This window comes from Cyclobacteriaceae bacterium (assembly GCA_025808415.1).
In the GTDB taxonomy this organism is placed as follows: Bacteria; Bacteroidota; Bacteroidia; order Cytophagales; family Cyclobacteriaceae; genus UBA2336.
Window position 1 is genome coordinate 1514671 of the sequence record CP075525.1, and the last position, 24940, is coordinate 1539610.

The following is a 24940-nucleotide window of genomic DNA, read 5'->3' on the forward strand; positions in this document are numbered from 1 at the left end:
TATCAACGCTGTTCGGGACCTGCCTATCGCAGGCTTTATAATCCCGAACCCGGATACAAAGGATTTAAAATCCGTTTTATCTTAGCTTCGACATTACAAATGTCGAAGAGCACGTGTGGTGCGCATCCAGCTGAAAAAGGCCAGCCTTAAGAAACTGCCGGCCAAGGTCCGGAGGAAGTTTAAGAAACAGGATTAAATCCAATCCATGTTATTCGCCAGGAACCTCTTTCTCTGCAGCGCTTCCTTCCTGCTTCTGGTATTCAATCTTCGTGATGCGCCAAGTAAACTGATGCGCAGGGGTTTGTACCACCACTTCATCCCCCTCTTCTTTTTTCAGGAGTGCCTGGGCCATGGGTGAGTCGATGGAGATGCAGTCGGTTGAACCAATGATTTCCTCGCCCCCTACGATACGGAATCATTTCTTCAAGCTTTTGTCGTTTTCAATTTCCACCCAGGCGCCAAACATCACCTTGCCCTCCTGGAAAGGGGAGTAGTGCACTACCTTCAGGTCGTCAATGCGTTTGCGCAGGTACAAAATGCGCCTGTCTATTTCGCGAAGGCGCTTTTTGTTGTAATGGTAGTCGGCATTCTCAGAACGGTCGCCCAGGCTGGCTGCCCATGACACCTTCTGCGTGATGTCCGGCCGCTCCACCCGCCAGAGGTGATCCAGTTCCGCTTTTAACTTCTCCAGGCCTTCGGGGGTAATAAGTAATGTTTTCAAGGTGAATGTTTTTTTAATCCCCCTCAATCAACGCTGTTCGGGATTTGTAATCCCGAACCCGGATACAAAGGATTTAAAATCCGTTTTGTCTTAGCTTCGACATTTCAAATGTCGAAGAGCACGTTAAATCCTGAACAAAAAGAGGCTGCCCCTTTTGAGACAGCCTCCTTAATTTTTATTTCAGGTCGCTGAAATCAAACGAAGTCTCCAAAAACTTAGTGGTGAACTTACCCGACCGGAAAATAGCGTTGTCCATCAGTTTAATGTGGAAAGGTATTGTGGTTTTAATACCTTCAATTACAAATTCTTGTAACGCGCGTTTCATACGGGTGATTACTTCTTCTCTTGACTGACCGCTTACAATAAGTTTGGCAATCATCGAGTCGTAATTGGGTGGGATGGTGTAGCCGGCATACACATGGCTGTCAATACGCACACCATGCCCACCGGGCAAGTGCAAGTTGGTAATTTTTCCAGGTGAAGGGCGGAAGCCGTTGGCTGGGTCTTCGGCATTAATACGGCATTCCATCGAAAACAAATTCGGGAAATAGTTTTTACCCGAAATGGGTACACCTGCGGCAACTTTAATCTGCTCTTTAATCAGGTCGTAGTCGGTAACTTCTTCGGTAATCGGGTGTTCCACCTGAATGCGGGTGTTCATTTCCATAAAGTAGAACTTGCCGTGCTTGTCTACCAGAAACTCTATCGTTCCTGCTCCCTCATAGTTAATGGCTTGTGCGCCTTTAATGGCAGCTTCTCCCATTTGTTCGCGCAATTCCTGACTTACAATAGGCGAAGGTGTTTCTTCAACTAACTTCTGGTGCCTGCGCTGAATAGAACAATCGCGCTCAGAAAGGTGGCACACCTTTCCATATTGATCGCCTACCACTTGAATTTCAATATGTCGGGGCTCCTCCACAAATTTCTCAAGGTACAGGCCATCGTTGCCAAAGGCAGCACCGGCTTCGCGCCTGGCATCATCCCAGGCTTTTTGAAATTCCGATTCATTGTTGATGATGCGCATGCCTTTACCGCCACCGCCTGCAGTAGCCTTAACAATAACCGGGTAGCCAATATCTTTGGCGAGTTTAACACCTTCCTCCATAGAACTGAGCAAACCATCTGAACCCGGTATGGTAGGAACGCCTGCTTTTTTCATGGTATCCTTGGCTGTCGATTTATCGCCCATGGCTTCAATCATGGCCGGGGTAGGGCCGATAAATTTTATTCCATACTCATGACAAATGGAAGAGAATTCTGCGCGTTCAGAAAGAAAACCATAACCGGGGTGAATGGCATCGGCATTGGTGATTTCTGCTGCTGAGATTATTCGAGGAATATTTAAATAGGAATCTTTACTTGGCGCTGCACCGATGCACACGGCCTCATCCGCAAAGCGAACATGCAGGCTTTCGCGATCGGCTGTTGAATAAACAGCAACGGTTTTGATACCCATTTCGCGGCATGTGCGTATTACGCGCAGGGCAATTTCACCTCGGTTGGCTATTAATATTTTTTTGAACATAGTTCTGATTTTAGATTTACGATTTACGATTTAAGATTTTGATTTAACCCAGAACGACTTGAACTTCTGATGAATCTAAAATCCTAAATCTAAAATCTTAAATGTGTCTTAATCGGGTTCAACAACAAACAGCACCTGGTCATATTCAACCGGTGATGCATTCTCCACATTAACCTTAACAATGGTGCCTGAAACTTCTGATTCAATTTCATTGAATAGTTTCATCGCTTCAATAATACAAAGGGTCTGGCCTTTGGAAACTTTATCGCCAACGGAAACAAACGGGGGCGAATCGGGATTTCCGGAACGATAGAATGTTCCGATCATGGGTGACTTAATATCAACTGTTTTCTTACCCGATGATGCTTCGGCAACTGGGGTAGCTTTTGGTTGGGGGGCAGTTTGCGCTACCGTTTGTGGCTGTATTGCCGGTGCCACGGTTTGAACAGGCGCAGCTACAACCGGGGCGGATGATTTCAATACTTTTTGGTCGGGTTCGCGCTTGATGTGAAGTTTTAATTCACCGGTTTCGATGTTTACTTCATTCAGCCCTGTTTTGGAAATAAAATCAATAAGGTCGCGTATTTCGGTTGTTTTCATAGTTGTTGATGTGTTGGTGGAAGTTGGCCGTGTTGGCGCTGTTCCGGTTTTGGATGTTTTTGTTGCCTTACTTTTAGCCATAATACACTTTTTATTTTACACGCTCAATATAGTCACCGGTGCGCGTATCGATTTTTACGCTGTCGCCCGTATTTACAAATAAAGGTACCCTGATTTCAGCCCCATTTTCAAGTGTGGCAGCTTTTAATGTACGTGTGGCGGTGTCGCCCTGTATGCCCGGTTCGGTATACTGGATTTCCATAACTACACTGGGCGGGGCTTCGGCTGTGATGGGCGAGGTTCCGTTTTCAAAGGCAATCAATAATGTAACACCTTCTTTAATGAAATTTACTGAGTCGCCCAGCAAATTTTTGTCGAGGTAAATCTGGTCGAAGGTTTCATTGTCCATACACACCAGGCTGTCGCCTTCCGGGTACAGGTACTGGTATTCCTTCGTTTCCACGCGCAGTATTTGAATTTCATCGCCCGGCCTGAAACGGTTCTCGGCAATTTTTCCGTTGCGTATATTCCTCATCTTTACCTGGTAAAATGCTCTTAGGTTACCGGGTGTGCGATGCTGAAGTTCTTCTATCTGGAGTATTTCTCCATTATACCGTACATAATTTCCCCTGCTTAAATCTGAAATAGTAGCCATGATAAAAAATTAAAAATCTAAGATGTTAGGTTGTAAGTTTAGTTATATGCCCATTTTACATAAACGGCTCCCCAGGTGAAGCCCCCGCCAAAGGCAGCCATAATCAGGTTATCGCCTTTTTTCAATTGTTTTTCGTAATCCCACAACAAAAGCGGAATAGTTCCGGCTGTAGTATTGCCATACTTTTCAATGTTCATCATCACTTTGCTTTCCGTAACGCCCATGCGGTTGGCCGTAGCATCGATAATACGTTTATTCGCCTGGTGAGGGACCAGCCAGGCAATATCTTCTCCTTTTAAGTTGTTCCGCTCCATTACCTGGGCTGAAATATCGGCCATGTTGGTAACGGCAAATTTAAATACTGCTGATCCTTCCTGGTAAACATAGTGCTGCTGTGCATCAATGGAGGCGTGTGTAGCAGGTATGCGGCTTCCCCCGGCCTTCATGTGCAGGTAGTTGGCTCCTGATCCGTCACTCTTGTGCAGGGAATCCATAATGCCTACTTCTTCGGTTGTAGGTTCCAACAGAACCGCACCTGCTCCGTCACCAAATATGATACACGTGGTACGGTCTTTATAATTGATAATGGATGACATTTTATCACCCCCGATAACAATTACTTTTTTATAGGTACCTGATTCGATAAACTTTGCACCAGTAGTAAGGGCGTAAATGAACCCTGAACAAGCAGCGCTTATATCGTAACTAAACGCATTGGTGGCACCTACCTGGTCGGCTACTAAATTGGCCGTTGCCGGAAAGGGCATGTCGGGGGTTACGGTGGCAAATATGATCAGGTCAATGGTTTTCGGATCGGTGTTGGTCTTCTGCAAAAGTTGTTTCACCGCCTGTGTGCCCATGTAAGAGGTGCCCAACCCTTCGCCTTTTAATATTCTTCGTTCTTTGATACCCGTGCGCGAGGTTATCCACTCATCGTTGGTATCCACCATGGTTTCGAGTTCTTTGTTGGTGAGGATGTAATCGGGCACATAACCTCCCACACCCGTAATTGCTGCGTGAATTTTTGTCATACGCTTGAAGATTGAAAAACAGTACGCCTAAATCCTTTAAAAAAGAAAAAGCCCGATTTGCATCGAGCGTTTACTAAATCGAATATGAATCAACACTTTTGTTTGATGGTGGCCTGAGGGCCAGCAGTCAGGGCAAAAATGTGATTAACCGGCATTATGCTAGCACTTCTTTTTCCATCACCACCTTACCATTATAGTAAAGTTTGCCTTCGTGCCAGAAAGCACGGTGGGGCAGGTGATGCTCACCTGTGGTAGGGCATACTACAAGCTCCTTAGCAAAAGCTTTATAATGCGTTCTTCTTTTATCTCTTCTGGTTTTCGAGGTTTTTCGTTTCGGATTCGGCATAACTATTTGTTTTTATTCAAGTTCTTTAATTTTTCCCAACGGGGGTCTATTTCATCTTTCTTGTCTTCCGCGTCTGACGAGTAGATAATTCCTTCTTCGGCTTCATCGTCTTGTTCAAAACGCGGATGAAGTTTTTTCATTGGCACGGCCAGGCTTATGAATTCGTACATAAACTGTCCGAGTTCAAGGCTAACGGTATTAAAGTCGATCACGATGATTTCATCGCTCACTTCACCCGGTTCATGCCCGAATTTGAAGATCACCTTCCTGTCAATGGCAATTGGATAATCAAATTCATCCAAACTGCGGTCACAAACTAATTTTATCGTTCCGGTAAGGCTAAAATTGGCCTCGATAAAGGTTTCGTGCTTATCCAGGGTAACAAGGGCCTTGATGTTTCCGGCTGAGACCAAATCGGCCCCATATTTCCTGAAGAACTCATCACCAAACTGGTAGTCGAAATGGTGAATGGTATTGCTTAGGCCCTGAATATTAACACGATACGCTTCCAAAGAACCACCCCTTACGGGTTTTAAAAATTAGTCGGCAAATTTAGGAGAATTAATCAGATTTTAAAAGGAAGGCCCTGTTTGGGGTTTTTGGGGCTTCCTACAGGAATTGGCCCATGGCTACGGCCTTAAATTCTTCGCGGGTTTTGCGGCCATAATGCTCCAGAAAATAGTCAATGATCCCTTTCTTAAAACCGAGCTTGATGGCTACGTTTTTGCAAAACAAAACTTCGCTGTCAAAGATGTTGTGGTCGGCAAAGATCAATTCAATAGTGGTGTAGAGGTATTCAAATTTTTGCTCTTGCGACAGTGCTCCCAGGGTTTCGATGGGCTCGGGGTTTTTGATGAGTTCGGTTACCGATGCCTCGGGGAAGTTCTTTTCTTTGGCGATTTTAAAAATCATCTCCCGCTCGGCTTTGGCAAAATGTTTATCTGCTTCGGCCAACTGGATTAAAATGTTGATCAATTTTTTGGTAACAATATCCATAGTGAAAGGGTAGCTTCAAAGTTAATCAATTAATGATGCTGTTGCGCCTGGTTCGGTTAAATGGTAAAATGGATCAACGAATGCTTTTCCTAATCTTTGGGAGGTTGTGTTCTTGAATTTACAACATCAATGGCCGTATAGATGGCTTGGCGTATAGAACCTTCGTTGGCCATGTTCTTACCGGCTATGGAGTAGGCGGTGCCGTGGTCGGGCGAGGTGCGGATTACCGGAAGCCCGGCCGTGTAATTCACGCCACTTTCAAAGCACAATAATTTGAAAGGTGTTAAACCCTGGTCGTGGTACATGGCCAACACAACATCGTACTTTGAATAATTTCCGGAAGCAAAAAAACCATCGGCAGGAAATGGCCCGGCAATGATTTTTCCTTTTGCTTTCCAATCCTGGATAATCGGCTTGAGTATAGTGTCATCTTCCGTACCGATAAGCCCGCCATCCCCGGCATGCGGGTTAAGCCCCAGCACGGCAATTTTAGGTTTGTTTATCCCAAAATCTTTTCGCAGGCATTGTTCCAGTATTTTAAGTTTAGATTCCACTTGTTCGCGGGTAATATGGGGTGTGATTTCCTTAACCGGAATATGTTCGGTAACCAACCCTACACGCAGTTTGTCGCTCACCATCAACATTACAAACTCCCGGGCTTCAAAAAAATTGGCCAGGTATTCGGTGTGGCCGCGATAAGGGAACTCGTCACTATGGATAGTATTCTTATCGATGGGTGCGGTAACCAGGGCGTCAATCAGCCCTTCTTTCAGATCTTGCGTGGCTTGCTTCAAGGCAAGCCATGCCGCTTTACCGGCTTCTTTTGCCGGCTTGCCCGGGTTAATTTCAATAACATCTTCCCAGCAATTGACCACGTTGATGGTTTTGGGTATGTATTGCCCGCGGGTTTTTATATGGCCGTAGTTTAGTTCTTCAATGTTTAATTGCTTTTTATAGAATGACAGCGCCCGTGTTGAGCCATAAACAACTGGCGTTATTAAATTGGTAAGCCGGTTATCGTGCAGTGCTTTGATCACAACTTCAGGGCCTATCCCATTCAGGTCGCCTAGTGTAATACCGATGCGGGGTTTTTGGTGTGTACTCATAGCAGGAATTAACGGACGCTATTTACCTAAAATTACAGTTGCTTACAATGTTTGTGCAGCGCGGAAAGAACTGATCTTAGATCGTTATTTGCTCATGGCCACTTTGTAATTTTACCGCCATGCTCAACAAATCAGCTTCTCCGGTTCGCCCAAAGAAATCTCTTGGTCAGCATTTTCTGCACGATAAAAATATAGCCGGGAAAATTGTTGAGTCATTAAAATTTACAGTTGAGCAGGAGGCCGTGCTGGAGGTAGGTCCCGGCATGGGTGTGTTAACCCACTTTCTGATAGAACAAAGCAGGTGTAACCTGAAGGTTATTGAAATCGACCGCGACTCCGTGAGTTACCTGAAAACACACTATCCGCGGTTATCGATCATTGAAGGTGATTTTCTGGAAGCTGATTTTTCAACAATTTTTTCAGGCAAGTTTTCAATCATCGGTAATTTTCCCTACAACATTTCATCGCAAATTCTTTTTAAAGTTTACGAGCACCGCGACCAGGTTTGGCAAGTAGTGGGAATGTTGCAAAAGGAGGTAGCCGACCGGATAGCCGCACCCCCCGGCAGCAAAACGTATGGTATACTAAGTGTTTTGCTCCAGGCGTATTACCGAATTGATTACCTGTTCAAAGTTGCGCCCGGTGTTTTTATCCCCCCTCCAAAAGTGATGTCGGCCGTGGTGCGGCTTGAACGTAACGAGCGCGCACAGTTACCCTGTGATGAACAGTTGTTTAAACAGGTGGTTAAGCAAGGTTTCAATAACCGCAGGAAAACCTTGCGCAACGCCTTAAAAAATTTAATTTTGGCGGCCTTGCAAGCCCAGCCGGAAGGTGCCGTAAAAATATTTTTAGCGCATGAGCTGCTGGACAAGCGGGCAGAGCAATTGACGGTTGAAGACTTCATTTACCTTACCCAATTAATCGAAAAGCATCGTGGAGGAGTTGGTACAGTTTGAGTTGACGAAAGAGTTTGTTGAGCGGTTTCAACAAGCCCTGGATGAGCGCGACCGTTCGTTTATCATCGAAACCCTGTATGGTGTAAAAGCAGCTGATATTTCGGCCTTGCTTTACGAGTTTAATTCCGAGGAATCAAAGTATGTGCTTGATCTCCTGCCCATCGACATACAGGCCGAAATCATCAATGACCTTGACACAGACACCCGTGTTAAGTACCTGAAGATATACCAATCGGATGAGTTGTCGCGTATTGTAAATATGCTTCATTCCGATGATGCCGCGGACATCCTGAACGAGTTGCCCGTGAAAACACGCGAGGAGGTGTTATCGGCCCTGGATGGCGAGTTGCGTACCCAGGTTACCGAACTGCTGCGTTATGAAGAAAATGTTGCCGGTGGGTTGATGGCCAAAGAACTTATTAAAGTCCGCGATCACTGGACGGTAGTTCAATGTATTGATGAAGTTCGCAAGCAGGCCGAAAATGTCGATAAATTCTATGCGGTTTATGTAGTCGATGACAGCGACTTTCTGGTTGGGCGGGTTTCCCTGAAAGACCTGGTGTTGTCCGATGCCCGAAAAGTAGTTTCTGATTTATGTGAGAAAGACATTGTCACCGTAGAGACTTATCTGTCAGACCTGGAGGTGGCCGGCATTATGCGTAAGTATGACCTTGAATCGGTACCGGTGGTCAATGTTCGTGGGCAACTCGTAGGCCGTATTACCATTGACGATGTGGTGGATGTGATTACTGAACAAGCCGAAGAAGACCGCCAGTTGATGACGGGTATCAGTGAAGATGTAGAAGAAGATGACAGCGTGTGGCGCAACACCCGGGCGCGTTTGCCCTGGCTGCTGATTGGAATTGTTGGGGGGTTGATGAACGCCAAGTTTATGGGGTTGTTCGAAGCTGAGCTGGCGCGCATAACGGCCATCGCTTTTTTTACACCGCTCATACAAGCTACCGGGGGTAATGTTGGTATACAGTCTTCATCGGTTATTGTGCAAAGTTTGGCTAATCCCGGTTTTGTTTACGATGGTTTATGGCAGCGCTTAATTAAGGTGTTTCTGGTTGCCATCCTAAACGGATTGTTTCTTTCAACGCTGGTGTACGGGGCAAATATTTTAATGTTCGGTGAGTACAGGCTTTCCATGGTAGTATCCATTGCCTTAATCAGTGTGATTATTTTTGCATCATTCGTGGGTACGATTACACCCCTCATACTTAACCGGTTTGGGTTCAACCCGGCACTGGCCTCAGGGCCTTTCATCACCACCACCAACGATTTGCTTGGCCTAACCATTTACTTTTTCACCGTTCACATGCTGTTGTAGAATGTAAGTTTTTGGCAGGGTTTGAAATAGGTTCCTAACGTTCATTTAAGTCCAGGTGGGTAAGCCCTTCCAGCTATTGTACAAAGAATTGTTGTTTTGGGAAGTTTAAGCAAGTTCAAACCATTGCCAAAAAGCTATTGGTGTAACCAACCAATGTAATAATTACCTGTTTTATGCAGGTGGATGGACTGTTCGTGAAACAGGAATTTGGCGTAGCTTTGTCTCCTTGCGAATTTTTGATAATCTGTTAAAACTGAATAATTTGATCATAATTTCTACCGATGCTTTTTTTGAAGAACAGGTTTAAACGATTAGGCGAAACGTTCAATGATATAATTGAAAAGCCATTGCTTACCTCTACCATTGTATTGGTGGCGGTAGCAACCCTGGTAATCGGTTTAAGCCTACGGTATTACATCAACGATTTTGATAACTTTTGGGAGCAAATCCTGGCCGAGGCACACGGAATGATTTTCGACATTGCGGTAATCGGTATCCTGATTTTCTGGCTCAACCAAAACGGGCAAATCCGGCAACGCATTCGCTTTTATAAAGATGAAATTGATGACTTCCGTTTGTGGGAATCGGAAGAAGCGGCCTTCCGTACGGTGGGTAATATCAAGCGGTTGAACCGGCATAAGATTTATGAAATTAACCTGGTGAATTGTTTTTTGGCGCGCACCAACCTGAGTTACGCCAACCTTAGCGGATCAAACCTTAACTCGGCCAACATCTCACAGTCATCATTGATCGAGGCAAACCTTGAGAACACACGCCTGAATCAAACCAACTTTGAAAACTCTAACCTTAACCAGGCAAACTTAAAAAGTGCATATGCCAGTGGCGCGAACTTTAAAGATGCCTTCCTGATAAAGGCTCAGTTTGAAAGCGCTTTTTTGATTAAGTCGAATTTCAATAACGCCTACCTGATGGAAGCCAATATGCAAAACAGTTACCTGATGGGAGCCGATTTTGAAAACGCAAGCTTGTATAAGGCCGACCTGCGTGGCGCCAAAGGCTTAACTGTAGAACAGCTTTCAAAAGCGAAAACACTTTACCTGGCCAAGTTCGATGATGAAATTTTTGATCAGATTAAAACCAACCTGCCCGAATTGGTGGGTGCATAGCGTTTTTGTTCAAATGGTATAAACCATTACCTTTGTATCAACATTATGACAACGGCCTCCGCACTGAGGCCGTTGTTTCTTTTTTTAATGCATTTGTATTTTAAGTTAAGTTGTCATGAGCAAGAAAGTATCGTACTATACCCGCGAAGGCCTGGATAAGCTAAAGGCCGAATTGAATGAACTCAAAACCAAGGGACGTGCTGAAATTGCCAAACAGATTGCCGAAGCACGCGACAAAGGCGACTTGAGCGAAAATGCCGAGTACGATGCAGCTAAAGATGCACAAGGTCACCTGGAAGCCAAGATTGCGCACCTGGATGACCTGTTGGCTAACGCCAGGCTTCTGGATGAAACCAACGTAGATACTTCCAAAGTTTCTATACTCGCTAAAGTAACCATCAAGAATAAAAAGAACGGTGCATCGTTTACCTATACACTGGTTTCGGAAGAAGAGGCGGACCTGAAGGCCGGAAAAATATCAACCATGTCACCCATTGGGAAAGGGTTGCTGGGCAAGAAAAAAGGTGAGTCGGCTGTTATAAAAACACCTGCCGGTGATGTTGAATTTGAGATAACAAACATTTCGGTGTAAACCTTATGGCTACGATTTTTACCCGCATTATCAGCCGCGAAATCCCCGGCCACATTGTGGCGGAGGATGACCGCTTTATTGCTTTTCTGGACATCATGCCTTTGGTGATGGGCCACACCCTGGTGGTGCCCAAACAAGAGGTTGACTACATTTTTGATTTGGATGATGAGACGCTCGCAGCGCTTAATCTTTTTGCCAAGCGTGTAGCCATTGCCGTGAAAAAAGCAGTACCCTGCAAGCGCATTGGTGTTGCGGTAATTGGTCTTGAAGTGCCCCATACGCACATTCACCTGGTGCCTATGAATGCCATGGCCGATATTAATTTTTCGCAACCCAAATTGAAACCATCGCAAGAGGAGTTGGCATCAGTAGCCGGGAAAATCAGGAAAGCTTTTTCAGCAAACGCTTAAGGTTTATTCAGGATAGGTTTAGGTGTTTGTTCTGATTTTTCGACCTAATCGAGAAAATCAATATCCACATTTAAAGGATAACGCATCAGGTAGCTGATGGCCTGCTTTACGGTAAGGTCTTCAAAAAGAACTTTATAAAGAGTGTTTGTGATGGGCGCCCTCAGTTTATAGTAGTCGGCACACTTTTTAACAATGCGCACCGTGTTAACCCCTTCGGCAATTTCGTCCATGCTGGCTAAAATTTCTTCGAGCGTCATGCCTTGTGCCAGTTTATAACCTACCTGGAAGTTGCGGCTTAAGGTACTGTTGCTGGTAGTCACCAGGTCGCCAATTCCGGCTACGCCCAGAAAAGCCTTTACATTTCCGCCCAGCGCCCGCCCCACGTGGATCATCTCAACTACCCCACGACTGATGAGCAGGCCCCGGGCGTTTTCGCCATACCCCATACCGCTTAATGCACCCGATGCAATGGCAATTATGTTTTTTAATACCCCGGCCAGTTCTACACCTATTAATTCGTTGTTGCCGTACACCTGAAACCGATCGTTACGCAATAAACGCTTACCTAAACTAATCACCTCGTTAAACGGGCTTGCAATTACCGTGGCGGCCGGGTGTCGCGCAGCAAGCTCTTTCGACAAATTTGGTCCGGCCAGGCAACCAACGCGTACCACTACACTTTCTTCGCGGATAACTTCGCTCATCGTTTTTACCTGACTTCGGTTAAGCTTCGTTACCGACTCTATCGTATGCCCTTTTGGAAGGGTAATGTCAAGGCCTTTTGTTCCATGGATTAATATGTGGTAGGGGTGAAGGTGGGGCGAGAGTTTTTTCATCATGGAGCGGAAGTGCGATGACGGTACTATGGGAAAAATCACTTCGCACGCGCGAGCTAAATATTCCAAATCGTTGGTAGGGGTAACATTTTTATGGATGGTGTGGCCACGGTTTTCGCGGGTTTGCGATATGCGATTACTAACTTTCTCATCGCGAACATATAACAGCACATTGCGCTGGCGGGCCAGCAAGTTGGCCACAGCGCTACCAAAGTTACCGGCACCAATTACGCCTACAGGTCGGGTGTCAGATAAATTTTTCGAGGTCATAGCCAACCATCCGGTTATGATAATAGTAGAGCAGGTTGAGATCCTGCGTGATGATGTTGCCTTCTTTATTGTAGAGCAGGGGGCGCTTCAGATGAAATATGCCCACATTCTCAAGACCGTGTTTAATCACTAAATCTATCTTTCCCTTGAGGTGTGTAGCATGATTCGCCTTATCTTCTTTTTTAAGTTGGTAAATCTTCTTGCGGATGCGCTTGCAGGTTTTTCTGAATTCGGCATAATCAAGCGCTAACTCTTCTTCCGGCAATCGCAACAAGCCAAATAAATCCAGTTTAGGGTGTTTTTTTTGCCACATCTCAAATGCCACAAACGCTACCAGGTGGCTCGCGAAAATTCGATTGATGCGATGATACTCCGTAACAATACGCTGGCTGAGCATCCGGGTATATTCATTCTCCCGTTGGGCATCAACTGTAAGCTGGCCGTTGGAAATGAAATAGTCTTCGGTGTTGATTACCCGGCCGTGTACATCCAGGCTGTTACCTTCATCATCCACGTAATTGCCCAGCACATCTAACCCACGGCCAATGGATACGGAAATGTTAGATCCTTTCGTGAAAAACTTAATCATAAATTTAACAAGTCCCCAGCTGCCATGCGGATCTTGCTCAGGCAGGTAGCGATCTTGTCCTTTAATGGATAGATAATCATCAATAAGTTCCGGAGCCTCCAGCACAAAATGATAGTTAAGCGTAACGGGTACCACAAAAATTTTCTGCGGTTTTTCCCCGGGGGGTGTATTGAGATAAATATTCCGTTGTGCCTCCACGGTGGTGGAGAGTAATCCCAACTTCAACATTTTTTCGATCATACCTGAGCGTGACCGGGTGCCACCAGGAAAGAACAAACTATGTGCGCCACGTTGAATGGCAATACCGGAATACATCTTCAGTGTTTCCAGGTAAGGCAAATTCTTTTTGCGCCTGTCTACTTTATACGCTCCGAGGCTGTTCATAAAGTAGGCGAATATTTTCATGTTGAAAAGATTCAACCCTGCACCATATATAAAGGCCGGTAAACCTAAGGCATGAATAATCCAGCCAATTAAAATTGAATCAAGATTGCTGAAGTGTGTTGGTACCATTACGATGGTGCCCTTTCGTGCCAGGCTGCGCAATTGCTTTACCTTGCCCACAATCTGAATCTTGTCTCGCAGTGTATATTGATTGCGAAAGAATCCTCCGAATTTTTTAACGCGTGAGGCATTGAGTAATCGTGAAAACCAAAACTTTATCATCTCCCGTGCAAAGCGGTAGGAGCTGGGTTTAAAGTTACCGGCTATTTCACTGGCATACCGATGCACAATTACGTTCAGGATTTCCTCCTCTTTTCGGTTATGCTCATCCAGGGGCTTACCGGAAAGGTCAATTAAATCCTGCTTGATCTTCGACCAGAATTTACCTTCATCGGGGGGATCAACGCGCCAGCGGTTACGCTTCATGCGTTGTTGTTCCCGGTAAACGGTGGCTTCCAGTTCGTCAATAAGTTGTTTGCGGGTTGGGCGAAGTTGCTTGATGCGCTCAGCAGATTTCTGTGCAACCTCTTCAATAAATTCCTTCCGGTTTCGGCTTAGCCGGTATACCGGCCAGTCGGGTATTCCTTCCAGAATGGGCTTGTATTGCTTGTTCTTATTCTTTTTCTCCAGTACTTCCACGGGCACAAAATACTATAATTTCAATCACCTGCGCTAAACACGAATTGATTATAAGTTTTCGAGCGACCGCTGTAACGTGCTGGCCATGGAGGAAAACCGGGCGAGGGCATCGTTGATAAACTCAGTATTTACAATCTTTTGCAAGTCGTTTTCACTGGTTAACTCAAACTGGTTGATTTTATACGTTTGCTCCAAAAGGCCTTGTTCAAGTTTGATCAGGTACCGGTTATTCCAGCTAAACAGGGTGATTTTGCAATCCGGGTTTGGTATTTCGCCTATGATGCGCATGACAAAGTTTTAAATAATAGAGGCTCCGAAATTAATTTCGGAACCTCTAAAAATTAATTTGACTTCGCTAAATAGCATTAATCACCCGCAATAACTATTTTTTTGACCTGAAGCACGCCATTGTCCATGTACCTTACTAAAAAAACTCCCATTGAAAGTAGTTGTGTATTGATTGTTTTATTTTTTTCACCAGCCTTGATTATATCGGTTATCACAGCCTTTCCATTCATATCACAAAGTTCAATTTTAGTATCAAAATTTGCTGAGGTAGACAATGTAACATTAAACTCAGTTTTTGCTGGATTTGGAAATAGCCCAGGTTGAGATGATTCTATCAAATCCTGCTCTTGTTCGGCATCAGGTGTTCTCATACGTGCGCAGTTTTCACCAGGTGGACATGGACACAGGGGATTGTAGGGATCGGGACAGCTAGGACAATTATCATCCACGTAAGTTTGAGCTGTCTTGTTACAGCCAGTTGGGGATATGTATGAAACTGAATATGCCCCGCCTGCATAAACCGTTATAACCTGAGTTGTGGCACCAGTTGACCAAGAATACGAACTTCCACTTCCAGCTGTCAATTGCACATATCCATCTTGGCAAAAGTTGCCAACCACAGAAATAGTTCCTGTTGGGTCACACGTAAATTTTGCAATGAATGCATCATAAGAGCCGCCCCCATATGTAATTTGATGTGCACCAGATGTAGCAATAGATGAACTTGATGCAGTATACCCAACTAAATATACATTTGCTTCCCCTGAGCCATAAGCAGAAATACCTTGACCAGATTCTTGACCAGAACCTCCATAGTAGGAACCCCATTGTCTTGCTCCACTTGAATTGAATTTTGCTAGAAAAGCATCTATTCCGCCTCCATAAGAGGTTTTATAAGCCCCACTTGTGGCAATGCCACCTGTAGATTGTGTATTACCAGTTATATAAATGTTATTGGAGCCGTCTGTTGCTATACACCTAGCATTATCACTTTGTGTGCCGCCATAATAGGTACCCCATTGTCTTGCTCCGCTGCTATTAAATTTTACAATGAAACAGTCTAATGTTCCTCCTGCATGTGAAGTTTGATGTGCCCCAGTTGTGGCAATAGAGCTGGTGGATGCAGTACTTCCTACAATATAGATATTGCCTGAACCGTCTACAGCAACATCTTCTGAATAATCGCTTCCAGAACCGCCATAGTAAGTACCCCATTGCCTTACTCCGTTACTATTAAGTTTAGCTAAAAACGCATCACCATTTCCAGAATGACTTGTTTGATAAGCGCCTGTTGTTGCTATACCTGATGTTGAATATGCTCCACCTGTAATATATATATTACCTGATCCATCGATGCTAACACCCTCACCATAATCCGAACCACTTCCTCCGTAATATGATCCCCATTGTCTCACACCGTTTTCATTAAACTTTACAATGAAAGCGTCTTGAATTCCACCACCATAGGTAGTTTGATGTGCACCGGAAGTTGCAATTGAGTTTGTTGAAGTAGTGGTTCCAACAACAAATAGATTGCCAGAGCCATCCGTACAAACACCTTCTGCCCAATCTGTACCACTTCCTCCATAGTAGGTAGACCATTGTCTAACTCCGCTTGAGTTCAGCTTAATTATAAAAGCATCAACACTACCAGAAAGAGTTGTCTGATGTGCGCCTGAAGTTGAAATAGAAGAACTTGATCTCGTTTCACCAACAACATATACATTTCCAGAATCATCGATAGCAATACCTATTGCAGAATCATCTGATGTGCCACCGAAATATGTAGCCCACTGCCTCACTCCTGCGTTATTGAACTTTGCAATAAAAGCATCATTGGTACCTGAAATTGTTGTCTGATGTGCTCCTGAAGTCGCAATAGATCCCGTGGAATTGGTAGAACCAGCAATGTATACATTCCCACTTCCATCAATCGCAATTGCCTCACCTTGATCGAACGATGAGCCACCATAATAGCTACCCCATGAAAGATGGGGTGTAGGGTCAATAACTAGGCTTTCTTCACTTTGACTAGAAATCGAACCTGAAAATCCAACTAATAACTCATTTTCATTAATTGAAATGAGATCGTAACTAATGTCTACGGGTATTTTACTCTTTAGAAAATAACTAGCGGGAATGGTCTCGGTAACTTGGCCGTGTGTGAGAGTGAGAACAATATTTCCATTTAACAAACTACCAGAATCTGAGCCCTTATATAATAATCGAATGTCATTAATATTCGCAGCTGGATGAAGTATAAAATTATATTCAAATGGCTTGTTGCTACTTTGATTGGCTATAAACTCCACATCTATTCCGGGGTAGATATTTTTATAAGTTATTTTGTTGAAATGAGACACTAAATTATTATCACTATTTATTCCAGTAGCATAAACCAGATAGTCAGTAGCTTTTTCGCTTGCCTCAATTAGCACTTTTGGATTTGCATTCTTAAAATAAACATCGACTCGATGATACATTTTTTTGGGATTAGTGTTCCCGGTTTTGCTTTGAGACTCGGTCTTAAGTTTATTTCCGTATTCTAAATTGTAGGTATCATAGCTGAACCCATCAGTTCTTAAAGTTACGTTGTTGTTTGCTGTTGGAAACAAATACAAAATCTCAGAGATAGGTTTTTTATTTTGATCCAAAATCTGACCCTTATTCTCAATAAAACCGACCCCATTAGAGCCTAGATTTTGAGCGGTTAGGATGACTGAAAACAAGCATAATAGTACTGTACTCGATAGAAAGATTTTCATAAAATTGTTGTTTAAGTTGGGGACATTAAATGAACTTTCAGACTAATTTATTTTGTTAACAATAAGTTACCAGTTGCTTTCGTTAAACTGTATATTTATGCCGACAAATTGCACGTTTTAATTAATAACATTTACGGTTATGTTGGTTTGATTCATGAGAAGAATAGGCTTCATATTCCTGATTTCCGTAGTTACATTTTTATCAGTAATCTCAGTATCTACTGTAAGTGCAACCCATTTAAGGGCTGGAGAAATTGTGGCTGAGCGGGTTCTTCCGCAATGCTTTACACGAAGATTCCGAATAACCGTAACCGTTTATACCAATACCGGCTCGCCCGTACTCTTTGGTGGCGAAATGGATTACCTGGATTTTGGTGACGGTTCTCCTCGCATTCTTGTTCCTGAAACCCCAAATATAATTGATCCCGCCCTTGGTCCAGGAATTGGTAAGGCTTCCTTTACAATCGAGCATGATTATCCTGGTGAGGGAAGGTACACCATAAGTTACCTTGAGCCAAATCGAAATGGTGGGGTATTAAATATGGATAACTCTATCTCAACGACATTTTACTTAGAGACTCAGATTAACTTGGATCCTTTTTTTTGTAATAAATTTACCCCTAGGCTTCTAATACCCCCCATCGACCGTGGGTGTGTTGGTGTTGCTTTTTTTCATAACCCCGGTGCTTTCGATCCGGATGGAGACAGTTTATCATACGAGTTTGTGGTGCCCCTCCGCGATAAAAATCAAACCGTTGCCAACTACAGAGACCCCAATCACCCCAGCTTTTACAATAATTTTCCCACTGGAAATGAGCAAGGTACCGGCCCACCAACATTTACGATCAATCCTGTAGACGGGACTATTATTTGGGATGCACCCGGCCGGCAGGGTGAGTACAATATTGCTTTTATAATTGTTGAATGGCGAAAAGTAAATGGCATCTGGTTCAGGTTGGGTTTTGTTCGCAGAGATATGCAGATTATAGTGGAAGACTGCAACAATGAACGACCTGATTTAATTGTTCCAGAAGATGTATGCGTGGTGGCAGGCACTACGTTAACGGCCACTATTTTCGGTATCGACCCTGAAAACCATCCCGTAAAAATTGAAGCCTTTTCTGAAATTTTTGCCTTAGGGTTCCCTTCACCGGCAACCTTTAGTCCGGTTCCGGGACCAAACGATTTTCAACCTTCCAATCCTCCGGCACAACTTCAGTTTACATGGAATACATCGTGTGTTCATGTAAAAGAACTCTTTTATCAGGTGGTGTTCAAAATAACCGACAACCCGCCCCAAGGCCCCCGGTTGGTAACCTTTAAAACCTGGCGCATAAAAGTAGTGGCACCGCCACCCATTTGGAATACGGCTACCGTAAATTTTGCCGATCGAAGTGCTAACCTTGATTGGCAGAACTACGCCTGCGCACGGCCGGGTGCTTCTATTCAAGTATGGCGCAAGGTGGATAGCATAAACTTTACCCCCGATGATTGTCAAACCGGTATGCCTGCTTTTCTCGGCTATTCTTTAATAGGGCAGGTACCATCTTCGCAAACACAATTTACCAATACCGGTCTGGATGCGGGTGCGCGCTATTGCTACCGGCTTGTGGCGGTTTTTCCGTTACCGGGCGGAGGTGAAAGTTATGTGTCGCAGGAAATATGTATACCACCCATATTGGCTGATGCACCGGTTATTACGCATGTAACCATCGACAAGACATCCACAAATGATGGCGAAATTCGGGTAAGCTGGCGTTCACCTTTTGATGCCGACCCGGCTCAATTCCCTAAGGAGCCCTATGGCTATGATTACCGCTTAGAGCGTGCCGAAGGATTTACCGGTACGAATTACGTTCCGGTTCATTCGGGTACATTACCAGGCGATACAACCTTTCTCGATACCGACCTGGATACGGAAAATCGAATTTTTAACTATCGCGTAGTCGCTTTTTCGCAAGGTCAACCTTTTGATCAATCGGCTCCAGCCTCTACCGTCCGGCTTGAACTACGACCATCATCGCGACAAATGGAATTAACCTGGTCAGCCGCAGTTCCATGGTCTAACCAGATACAATCATTTCCGGAGCACTATATATACAGAGGTCCGGAAGGTGCCACGGAAAGTGAACTGGTTCTGATCGCCCAGAAAAACATATTTGAAAGAGGTTTTTATTTTTTAGATGAAGGACTTGATGACAACACCGTTTATTGCTACCGGGTAATGACACGGGGTAGCTATGGTAATCCAGAGATTGATGTGCCTCAGGATAATTTTTCACAAATTATTTGTGCGCAACCTTTAGATGAAGATCCACCTTGTGAGCCTGTACTTGTTCTTGAAGAATTTGACTGTAACGATTATCGCTTTCAGGAAGCTTGTAATTCCAATACGTTTAGTAATACCTTGCGATGGAATCGTCCTACAGACGTAGAGTGTCTTTCCGATACCCGCAGCTACAATATTTATGTGGCATCAACCAAGGATGGAACATATTCTTTACTGGCAACTAATGTGCGTGATACTTTTTATGTCGATTCAAATTTACCATCCTTTGCACGATGCTATAAAATTACAGCTCTGGATCGCTCAGGAAATGAAAGCGGGTTTAGTAATGAAGTGTGTTTTGAGAATTGTCCCTACTATGAGTTACCAAACATCTTCACACCTAACGGAGATAATTGCAACGATGAATTCAGAGCGTGGGGATTTGTGCCACCGGTGGGTGAAGAAAACCCCGGCCCAAACGTGCTTTGCAACAGTGCAGATCCAAACTCAGAGACCTTTCGAATAAAATGTGCTCGATTTGTTGAACAGGTGGATGTCAAAATCTACAACCGGTGGGGAAATGAAGTATATGCCTACTCGGGAAGAAAAAATGATGAAAACGGAATCTATATCCGGTGGAATGGTATAGATAAAAATGGTAACGCACTGGCCTCTGCTGTGTATTATTATGTTGCTAATGTAACCTTCGATATGGCTGACCCGGCTAAACGAAATCAAACTATTAAGGGCTGGGTTCATCTGGTGCGATGAGTGATTCGTTAGAAAACCGGCCGGTCGTTTTATTTGACGGTGTTTGTAATCTTTGCAGTAATTCCGTTCAATTCATTATCAAAAGAGATCCAACGGCAAAGTTTCGATTTGCTTCGTTGCAGTCAGCCTTTGGACAAAAGTTGTCAAGCCAGTTTAAACTGGATACACAGCACCTGCATAGTATTATTCTGGTGCAGGGCAATACATTTAAAGAAAGAAGCAACGCTGCATTGGAAATAGCACGACACTTATCGGGTGCCTGGCCACTACTTCATACTTTTAAAATCGTTCCTCGTTTTCTGCGCGACCCGATTTATAATTGGGTTGCCCGCAACCGCTATCGGTGGTTTGGAAAGAAGGATGAATGTTGGATACCAACACCTGACTTAAAGAATCGCTTTTTGGATAATCTGCAATTGTGATTGTCTTATATCCTAAGGCTTGTGTCGTTTGTCCTGTCTTTTGTATTTTCGAAACTTATATTATCCCACTATGAGAGCATACGTTTTCCCTGGCCAGGGTGCACAGTTTACCGGAATGGGTAAAGATATTTACGATGCCAACCCCAAAGCCAAAATTTTGTTTGATCAGGCCAATGATGTGTTGGGGTTTGACATCACTTCCATTATGTTTAATGGAACTGCCGATGAGCTAAAACAAACCCGTGTTACACAACCCGCTATCTTTATTCATTCGGTTGCCAGTGCATTGTCTCATGATTCGTTTTCGCCCAATATGGTAGCCGGACATTCCTTAGGAGAATTTTCTGCGCTCGTTGCCAATAAAGCACTCTCGTATGAAGACGGTTTAAAACTTGTATACAAACGCGCCATGGCCATGCAACGCGCCTGTGAAATTAATCCTTCAACTATGGCCGCTATACTGGGTTTGGATGACGCTAAAGTTGAAGAAATATGTGCTTCCATTACCGATGAGATTGTTGTGGCAGCTAACTACAATTGCCCGGGTCAGTTAGTTATCTCCGGCTCCATAAAAGGAATTGAAATTGCCTGCGAAAAAATGAAAGCAGCTGGAGCAAAACGTGCACTTCCGCTACAGGTAGGCGGGGCGTTTCACTCCCCTTTAATGGAACCTGCCCGCGAAGAACTTGCAGCAGCCATTGAAACCACTCACTTCAGTACACCCGTTTGCCCGGTGTATCAAAATGTAAATGCTTCACCATCATCTGATGTTAACACCATCAAAAAAAATCTGATTGCACAACTCACCGCCCCTGTTCGGTGGACCCAATCGGTACAGAAGATGGTGGCTGATGGTGGCACAACCTTTATTGAATGCGGGCCCGGTAAAGTACTTCAGGGCCTTGTGAAGAAAATAGCACCCCACGTGGAAGCCATGAGTATCTAGTGTAGTACCTTTTCAACCGGTAGCCTATCTGTACATTCTTGTAAAAGTTCATGAACAGATTTATGGAGAATGGGGTGAATGAAATCCGGAGAAATTTCCTGTAAAGGGATCAGCGTAAACCTTCGCTGGGGGATACCCGGATGAGGTATCGTTAGTTCGGGGGTTGAAATGACCTGATCATCCCAAAACAAAATGTCAATATCGATGATCCGTGAACCCCATTTTTCAGTTCGTTTTCTGCCCAGTCTGTCTTCAATGTCGCGGATAAACTGGAGGGCTTCTTCAGCCGATTTTCCGGTTGTTGAAACCACTACCTGGTTATAAAATTCCGGCTGATCTGTCTTGCCCCAGGCTGCTGTTTTATAAAAAGAAGAGGCTGTAATAATCGGCCCTAAAAGCCGACCAATTTCCCGGCTGGCCAACTGTAAGTTGTGTTCCCGGTTACCTAGGTTGCTGCCTAAGAGAAGATGAACGGTTGTCATAAATTTGCCGGTAAACTTACTTCGAATTAGCTGAAGCCTGTGTTTATTTTGTAAAACTTAATGTATTGATATGAATTTCTTCAAGTCTTTTTTAGCGGCCCTTTTAGCCTTAACGGTTTTTACGGTAGTTAGCTTTTTGCTCATGATTGGCATTTTAGCTTCCCTCGGAGCGGAGGAGAAGGTGGTGGTAAGCAACAATTCTGTATTGCACCTCAAGCTGGATGCCCAGATTACGGAGCAAGAAGTTGAAAACCCTTTTGCGGGACTTCCTTTTCCTGGTGGCGAGGTACAAAATATTGGGCTGTTAAAGCTGAAGGAAACCATTCGACACGCTAAATCCGACCCTAAAATTCAAGGCATCTTTCTAAACGTGAGTTTTCCCATGACCGGCTTCTCGACTTTGGGAGAAATCCGTCAGTCGCTTATTGATTTTAAAGAAAGTGGAAAGTGGGTGGTGGCTTATGCCGATGCGATGTCGGAGCCAGCCTATTACCTGGCCTCTGTTGCCGATAAAGTTTACCTGAACCCGGAAGGTGAAGTGGAATTCAATGGCCTTACGGTGGAGATCAGTTTTTTCAAAAAACTGTTCGACAAACTGGAAATCAAACCTGAGATATTCAGGGTGGGAGATTTCAAAAGCGCGGTAGAGCCTTTCATGCTGGAGAAGATGAGCAACGAAAACCGTTTACAACTTACCTCGTTGATAAACTCTATTTACGATCACGTATTGTCGGGTATTTCAGAATCGCGAAACATTCCTCAACAGAAGCTCCGTGAAATATCCGACAAGATGCTTGTGCGGAATGCGAAACTGGCGGTAGAGCATGGGCTTGTCGATGACTTGTTATACTACGATGAAGTGCTTGACGAACTTCGTGGCCGCCTGGGTTTGAAAGAAACGGAAAAAGTAAAATTCATTGCCCGTAATAAATACAATAAGAGCATAAGTGAAAGGAAAGGAAGTGCAGATGAAATTGCTGTGATTGTTGCGGATGGTACCATTATGCCGGGTAAATCAAGCGAAGGAATTATCGGATCAGCAACCATAACTGAGGAAATACGAAAAGCGCGCCTGAATAAAAAAGTAAAGGCCATTGTGGTGCGTGTGAATTCACCGGGTGGAGCTTTTCAGGCCTCCGATGCTATGTGGCGCGAAGTAAAACTTGCTACAGAAGTTAAACCCGTTATCGCTTCCATGTCCGATTATGCGGCTTCGGGCGGTTATTACCTGGCCATGGCAGCCGATACCATTGTGGCACAACCACACACCATTACAGGATCGATTGGGATATTCAGTGTTTTATTTGACGCCAGCGGTTTTTTAGGAAATAAACTGGGCATCACCTTCGATGAAGTGAACACCGGTGAGTTTGGCGAACTGGTTACCATCAGTCGCCCGTTAACACAAGGTGAGAAAAACGTTTGGCAAACACGCACCGAAGAAATTTATGAAACCTTTACTGGCAAGGCAGCTGAAGGCCGCAGCATGAACCAGGATGATTTGAAGAAAGTGGCTTCGGGCAGAGTGTGGACAGGCTCGCAGGCTATTGAACGCAGATTGGTAGATGTTCTGGGCGGCTATAACGATGCCATTGACATTGCCGCCAAGGCAGCAGGACTTGCTGATTACTCTTTAAAACTTTATCCACGCCAGAAGCCATTCTTTGAGCAGCTTATGGAATCATTAAGCGAGAATGCCCGCACCAATACCCTGAAGAAGGAAATGGGTGAGTATTACACCTGGTATCTACAAGCCGTTAAATTGAAGCAGTTTGAAGGGGTACAGGCCAGGATGCCGTTTGAATTGCAGATTCAATAAGGTGCCCTGATTGGCCTGTTGGATAAGGGGTTTACCCCCGAAAAACCGACTGATTTCCATGTAAGGTTTAAGCGGATTTTGTAAAAAAAGGTACTTAAAGTAACACTTTAAGTACCTTTTATACATGGGCATTTCAATTAACTGCCTGGCACAGGTTGGCGATCAACCGACTTTTTAGCGGTTTCATCTTGAAATCAAACATCATGGCGTTTAAAATCCTGAGGTGACCACCTGCCAGTCATCAACCTAAAGTGAAGTTAAACGCCTGTAGTGTTTGGTTGAAACCCTGAATTTATCTCAAAATGAATAGACCGTTCTTTAGTAGGTGTTCTTTGACACCCTACAATGAATGAATGCTATAGCAGTTGAATCACACTATTAAGGTGTTGTTAAAATTTTAAGTTGGATCGATCAGGAAGACAATACTATTCGTGTTGGAGGACAACTACTGAAAGGCAGTTAAAAAGGAAACAGTACCCGCGGCTTTACCCACAAGTACTGTAACCCTATGAATTACAAATAGTTAAAATTGATCCTCTGATACAAAACCACCGATTGGTTCGTTTTGTAATTTCTTGACTACCTTTAGTTCTTTAGTAGTAGTACGCGTAGCAATAACTGATCGTTGAGTTGAGATTGCAGTGAAAGAGAAGGTTGCAATAGCTATCAAAATAAGGCCGGAAATTATCTTGTTTTTCATACTTTTTTTCAATTAAAAAATGGACAACTTTAGAAACCTTTATCTGTGGACAGACCTCCTCCACCATTTTCCAATTCAGTTGAGGGTTTAATTTCTTCCTCGCTGCATGAAGTTATCGATACCAAGCTGGCTGAAAGAAATAAAAAGATGTAGAATAGCTTTTTCATAACATTTTATGGGGTTTAAGTTTATTAATTACTAAAATTTTGTTCTTGTTATTAATTTACTAGGCAAATATCATAGTTGTACTTTAACTGTTTTCGCTAATAAATTTTTTGAAATTACTAGTGTACCAATTTTCT

At 44.0% G+C, this 24940-nt stretch carries 24 protein-coding genes and 1 pseudogene; 9 read left to right on the forward strand and 16 right to left on the reverse strand.

Annotated elements, in window-relative coordinates; translation table 11 throughout:
• Positions 1 to 208: 208 nt before the first annotated feature.
• The 9 genes and pseudogenes from greB to pdxA all read right to left on the reverse strand — a co-directional run bounded on the left by greB (position 209) and on the right by pdxA (position 6980).
• A pseudogene (greB, locus tag KIT51_07145) lies at positions 209 to 721 on the reverse strand (transcription elongation factor GreB).
• A 175-nt stretch (positions 722 to 896) separates the two neighbouring features.
• Complete coding sequence (accC, locus tag KIT51_07150; GenBank protein UYN88021.1) at positions 897 to 2246, reverse strand: acetyl-CoA carboxylase biotin carboxylase subunit; 1350 nt, start codon at positions 2244 to 2246, stop codon at positions 897 to 899.
• 108 nt (positions 2247 to 2354) lie between these two features.
• Entirely contained in the window at positions 2355 to 2846 is a 492-nt protein-coding gene (accB, locus tag KIT51_07155; GenBank protein UYN88520.1) for an acetyl-CoA carboxylase biotin carboxyl carrier protein, read from the reverse strand.
• A gap of 91 nt (positions 2847 to 2937) precedes the next feature.
• Positions 2938 to 3501 (reverse strand): elongation factor P, encoded by a 564-nt coding sequence (gene efp, locus KIT51_07160; GenBank protein ID UYN88022.1) that lies wholly within the window; start codon positions 3499 to 3501, stop codon positions 2938 to 2940.
• Between the two features lie 38 nt (positions 3502 to 3539).
• Positions 3540 to 4532 carry a ketoacyl-ACP synthase III gene (locus KIT51_07165; GenBank protein ID UYN88023.1) on the reverse strand — a complete coding sequence of 331 codons (993 nt, stop codon included), beginning with the start codon at positions 4530 to 4532 and terminating at the stop codon, positions 3540 to 3542.
• A 154-nt stretch (positions 4533 to 4686) separates the two neighbouring features.
• Positions 4687 to 4878 carry a 50S ribosomal protein L32 gene (rpmF, locus tag KIT51_07170; GenBank protein UYN88024.1) on the reverse strand — a complete coding sequence of 64 codons (192 nt, stop codon included), beginning with the start codon at positions 4876 to 4878 and terminating at the stop codon, positions 4687 to 4689.
• Positions 4879 to 4880: 2 nt separating this feature from the next.
• A complete protein-coding gene (locus KIT51_07175) occupies positions 4881 to 5390 on the reverse strand; it encodes a DUF177 domain-containing protein (GenBank protein ID UYN88025.1) in 510 nt (169 codons plus the stop codon).
• Positions 5391 to 5487: 97 nt separating this feature from the next.
• The gene (locus KIT51_07180; GenBank protein ID UYN88026.1) at positions 5488 to 5874 is read right to left on the reverse strand and encodes a TerB family tellurite resistance protein; all 387 of its coding nucleotides are present in this window, start codon (positions 5872 to 5874) and stop codon (positions 5488 to 5490) included.
• Between the two features lie 89 nt (positions 5875 to 5963).
• Positions 5964 to 6980 carry a 4-hydroxythreonine-4-phosphate dehydrogenase PdxA gene (gene pdxA, locus KIT51_07185; protein UYN88027.1) on the reverse strand — a complete coding sequence of 339 codons (1017 nt, stop codon included), beginning with the start codon at positions 6978 to 6980 and terminating at the stop codon, positions 5964 to 5966.
• A gap of 119 nt (positions 6981 to 7099) precedes the next feature.
• Between pdxA and rsmA the strand changes: the two genes are divergently transcribed.
• The 5 genes from rsmA (at position 7100) to KIT51_07210 (ending at position 11398) form a co-directional block, all read left to right on the forward strand.
• The gene (rsmA, locus tag KIT51_07190; protein UYN88028.1) at positions 7100 to 7936 is read left to right on the forward strand and encodes a 16S rRNA (adenine(1518)-N(6)/adenine(1519)-N(6))-dimethyltransferase RsmA; all 837 of its coding nucleotides are present in this window, start codon (positions 7100 to 7102) and stop codon (positions 7934 to 7936) included.
• On the forward strand, positions 7914 to 9269 hold the full coding sequence (mgtE, locus tag KIT51_07195; GenBank protein UYN88029.1) for a magnesium transporter: 1356 nt from the start codon (positions 7914 to 7916) through the stop codon (positions 9267 to 9269). The genes rsmA and mgtE overlap by 23 nt, the downstream gene beginning before the upstream one ends.
• Positions 9270 to 9550: 281 nt before the next feature.
• Positions 9551 to 10396, forward strand: a complete 846-nt coding sequence (locus KIT51_07200) for a pentapeptide repeat-containing protein (GenBank protein ID UYN88030.1) — start codon at positions 9551 to 9553, stop codon at positions 10394 to 10396.
• Between the two features lie 115 nt (positions 10397 to 10511).
• Positions 10512 to 10988, forward strand: a complete 477-nt coding sequence (greA, locus tag KIT51_07205) for a transcription elongation factor GreA (GenBank protein UYN88031.1) — start codon at positions 10512 to 10514, stop codon at positions 10986 to 10988.
• A gap of 5 nt (positions 10989 to 10993) precedes the next feature.
• Positions 10994 to 11398 carry an HIT family protein gene (locus KIT51_07210; protein ID UYN88032.1) on the forward strand — a complete coding sequence of 135 codons (405 nt, stop codon included), beginning with the start codon at positions 10994 to 10996 and terminating at the stop codon, positions 11396 to 11398.
• Between the two features lie 44 nt (positions 11399 to 11442).
• On the opposite strand, the gene KIT51_07215 is transcribed toward KIT51_07210, so the two are convergent.
• The 4 genes from KIT51_07215 to KIT51_07230 form a co-directional block, all read right to left on the reverse strand.
• Positions 11443 to 12504: an NAD(P)-dependent glycerol-3-phosphate dehydrogenase gene (locus KIT51_07215; protein ID UYN88033.1), complete on the reverse strand. Its 1062-nt coding sequence runs from the start codon at positions 12502 to 12504 to the stop codon at positions 11443 to 11445.
• The gene (locus KIT51_07220; protein ID UYN88521.1) at positions 12482 to 14176 is read right to left on the reverse strand and encodes a 1-acyl-sn-glycerol-3-phosphate acyltransferase; all 1695 of its coding nucleotides are present in this window, start codon (positions 14174 to 14176) and stop codon (positions 12482 to 12484) included. Before KIT51_07220 ends, KIT51_07215 begins: the two co-directional genes overlap by 23 nt.
• A 48-nt stretch (positions 14177 to 14224) precedes the next feature.
• Positions 14225 to 14464, reverse strand: coding sequence for a hypothetical protein (locus tag KIT51_07225; protein ID UYN88034.1), 240 nt, complete (start codon positions 14462 to 14464; stop codon positions 14225 to 14227).
• A gap of 77 nt (positions 14465 to 14541) precedes the next feature.
• A complete protein-coding gene (locus tag KIT51_07230) occupies positions 14542 to 17229 on the reverse strand; it encodes an SBBP repeat-containing protein (GenBank protein UYN88035.1) in 2688 nt (895 codons plus the stop codon).
• Between the two features lie 154 nt (positions 17230 to 17383).
• Between KIT51_07230 and KIT51_07235 the strand changes: the two genes are divergently transcribed.
• From KIT51_07235 to fabD, 3 genes are all read left to right on the forward strand, one after another.
• Positions 17384 to 20269, forward strand: coding sequence for a gliding motility-associated C-terminal domain-containing protein (locus KIT51_07235; protein UYN88036.1), 2886 nt, complete (start codon positions 17384 to 17386; stop codon positions 20267 to 20269).
• The gene (locus tag KIT51_07240; GenBank protein ID UYN88037.1) at positions 20266 to 20691 is read left to right on the forward strand and encodes a thiol-disulfide oxidoreductase DCC family protein; all 426 of its coding nucleotides are present in this window, start codon (positions 20266 to 20268) and stop codon (positions 20689 to 20691) included. Before KIT51_07235 ends, KIT51_07240 begins: the two co-directional genes overlap by 4 nt.
• A gap of 70 nt (positions 20692 to 20761) precedes the next feature.
• Complete coding sequence (gene fabD, locus KIT51_07245) at positions 20762 to 21637, forward strand: ACP S-malonyltransferase (GenBank protein ID UYN88038.1); 876 nt, start codon at positions 20762 to 20764, stop codon at positions 21635 to 21637.
• Here the strand turns inward: fabD and folK are convergent.
• Positions 21634 to 22119 (reverse strand): 2-amino-4-hydroxy-6-hydroxymethyldihydropteridine diphosphokinase, encoded by a 486-nt coding sequence (gene folK, locus KIT51_07250; protein UYN88039.1) that lies wholly within the window; start codon positions 22117 to 22119, stop codon positions 21634 to 21636. The genes fabD and folK overlap by 4 nt on opposite strands.
• A gap of 70 nt (positions 22120 to 22189) precedes the next feature.
• Between folK and sppA the strand changes: the two genes are divergently transcribed.
• Complete coding sequence (sppA, locus tag KIT51_07255) at positions 22190 to 23938, forward strand: signal peptide peptidase SppA (GenBank protein ID UYN88040.1); 1749 nt, start codon at positions 22190 to 22192, stop codon at positions 23936 to 23938.
• A 523-nt stretch (positions 23939 to 24461) separates the two neighbouring features.
• Here the strand turns inward: sppA and KIT51_07260 are convergent.
• Both KIT51_07260 and KIT51_07265 read right to left on the reverse strand, forming a co-directional pair.
• On the reverse strand, positions 24462 to 24638 hold the full coding sequence (locus tag KIT51_07260) for a hypothetical protein (GenBank protein ID UYN88041.1): 177 nt from the start codon (positions 24636 to 24638) through the stop codon (positions 24462 to 24464).
• 29 nt (positions 24639 to 24667) lie between these two features.
• Positions 24668 to 24805: a hypothetical protein gene (locus tag KIT51_07265; GenBank protein ID UYN88042.1), complete on the reverse strand. Its 138-nt coding sequence runs from the start codon at positions 24803 to 24805 to the stop codon at positions 24668 to 24670.
• Positions 24806 to 24940 lie beyond the last annotated feature (135 nt).

Excerpts from the sequence above, each read along its gene's own strand:
- accC (UYN88021.1), bottom strand. The coding sequence starts at position 2,246 with ATGTTCAAAAAAATATTAATAGCCAACCGAGGTGAAATTGCCCTGCGC.
- accB (UYN88520.1), bottom strand. The coding sequence starts at position 2,846 with ATGAAAACAACCGAAATACGCGACCTTATTGATTTTATTTCCAAAACA.
- efp (UYN88022.1), bottom strand. The coding sequence starts at position 3,501 with ATGGCTACTATTTCAGATTTAAGCAGGGGAAATTATGTACGGTATAAT.
- KIT51_07165 (UYN88023.1), bottom strand. The coding sequence starts at position 4,532 with ATGACAAAAATTCACGCAGCAATTACGGGTGTGGGAGGTTATGTGCCC.
- rpmF (UYN88024.1), bottom strand. The coding sequence starts at position 4,878 with ATGCCGAATCCGAAACGAAAAACCTCGAAAACCAGAAGAGATAAAAGA.
- KIT51_07180 (UYN88026.1), bottom strand. The coding sequence starts at position 5,874 with ATGGATATTGTTACCAAAAAATTGATCAACATTTTAATCCAGTTGGCC.
- pdxA (UYN88027.1), bottom strand. The coding sequence starts at position 6,980 with ATGAGTACACACCAAAAACCCCGCATCGGTATTACACTAGGCGACCTG.
- rsmA (UYN88028.1), top strand. The coding sequence starts at position 7,100 with ATGCTCAACAAATCAGCTTCTCCGGTTCGCCCAAAGAAATCTCTTGGT.
- KIT51_07200 (UYN88030.1), top strand. The coding sequence starts at position 9,551 with ATGCTTTTTTTGAAGAACAGGTTTAAACGATTAGGCGAAACGTTCAAT.
- greA (UYN88031.1), top strand. The coding sequence starts at position 10,512 with ATGAGCAAGAAAGTATCGTACTATACCCGCGAAGGCCTGGATAAGCTA.
- KIT51_07210 (UYN88032.1), top strand. The coding sequence starts at position 10,994 with ATGGCTACGATTTTTACCCGCATTATCAGCCGCGAAATCCCCGGCCAC.
- KIT51_07215 (UYN88033.1), bottom strand. The coding sequence starts at position 12,504 with ATGACCTCGAAAAATTTATCTGACACCCGACCTGTAGGCGTAATTGGT.
- KIT51_07225 (UYN88034.1), bottom strand. The coding sequence starts at position 14,464 with ATGCGCATCATAGGCGAAATACCAAACCCGGATTGCAAAATCACCCTG.
- KIT51_07230 (UYN88035.1), bottom strand. The coding sequence starts at position 17,229 with ATGAAAATCTTTCTATCGAGTACAGTACTATTATGCTTGTTTTCAGTC.
- KIT51_07235 (UYN88036.1), top strand. The coding sequence starts at position 17,384 with ATGAGAAGAATAGGCTTCATATTCCTGATTTCCGTAGTTACATTTTTA.
- KIT51_07240 (UYN88037.1), top strand. The coding sequence starts at position 20,266 with ATGAGTGATTCGTTAGAAAACCGGCCGGTCGTTTTATTTGACGGTGTT.
- fabD (UYN88038.1), top strand. The coding sequence starts at position 20,762 with ATGAGAGCATACGTTTTCCCTGGCCAGGGTGCACAGTTTACCGGAATG.
- folK (UYN88039.1), bottom strand. The coding sequence starts at position 22,119 with ATGACAACCGTTCATCTTCTCTTAGGCAGCAACCTAGGTAACCGGGAA.
- sppA (UYN88040.1), top strand. The coding sequence starts at position 22,190 with ATGAATTTCTTCAAGTCTTTTTTAGCGGCCCTTTTAGCCTTAACGGTT.
- KIT51_07260 (UYN88041.1), bottom strand. The coding sequence starts at position 24,638 with ATGAAAAACAAGATAATTTCCGGCCTTATTTTGATAGCTATTGCAACC.
- KIT51_07265 (UYN88042.1), bottom strand. The coding sequence starts at position 24,805 with ATGAAAAAGCTATTCTACATCTTTTTATTTCTTTCAGCCAGCTTGGTA.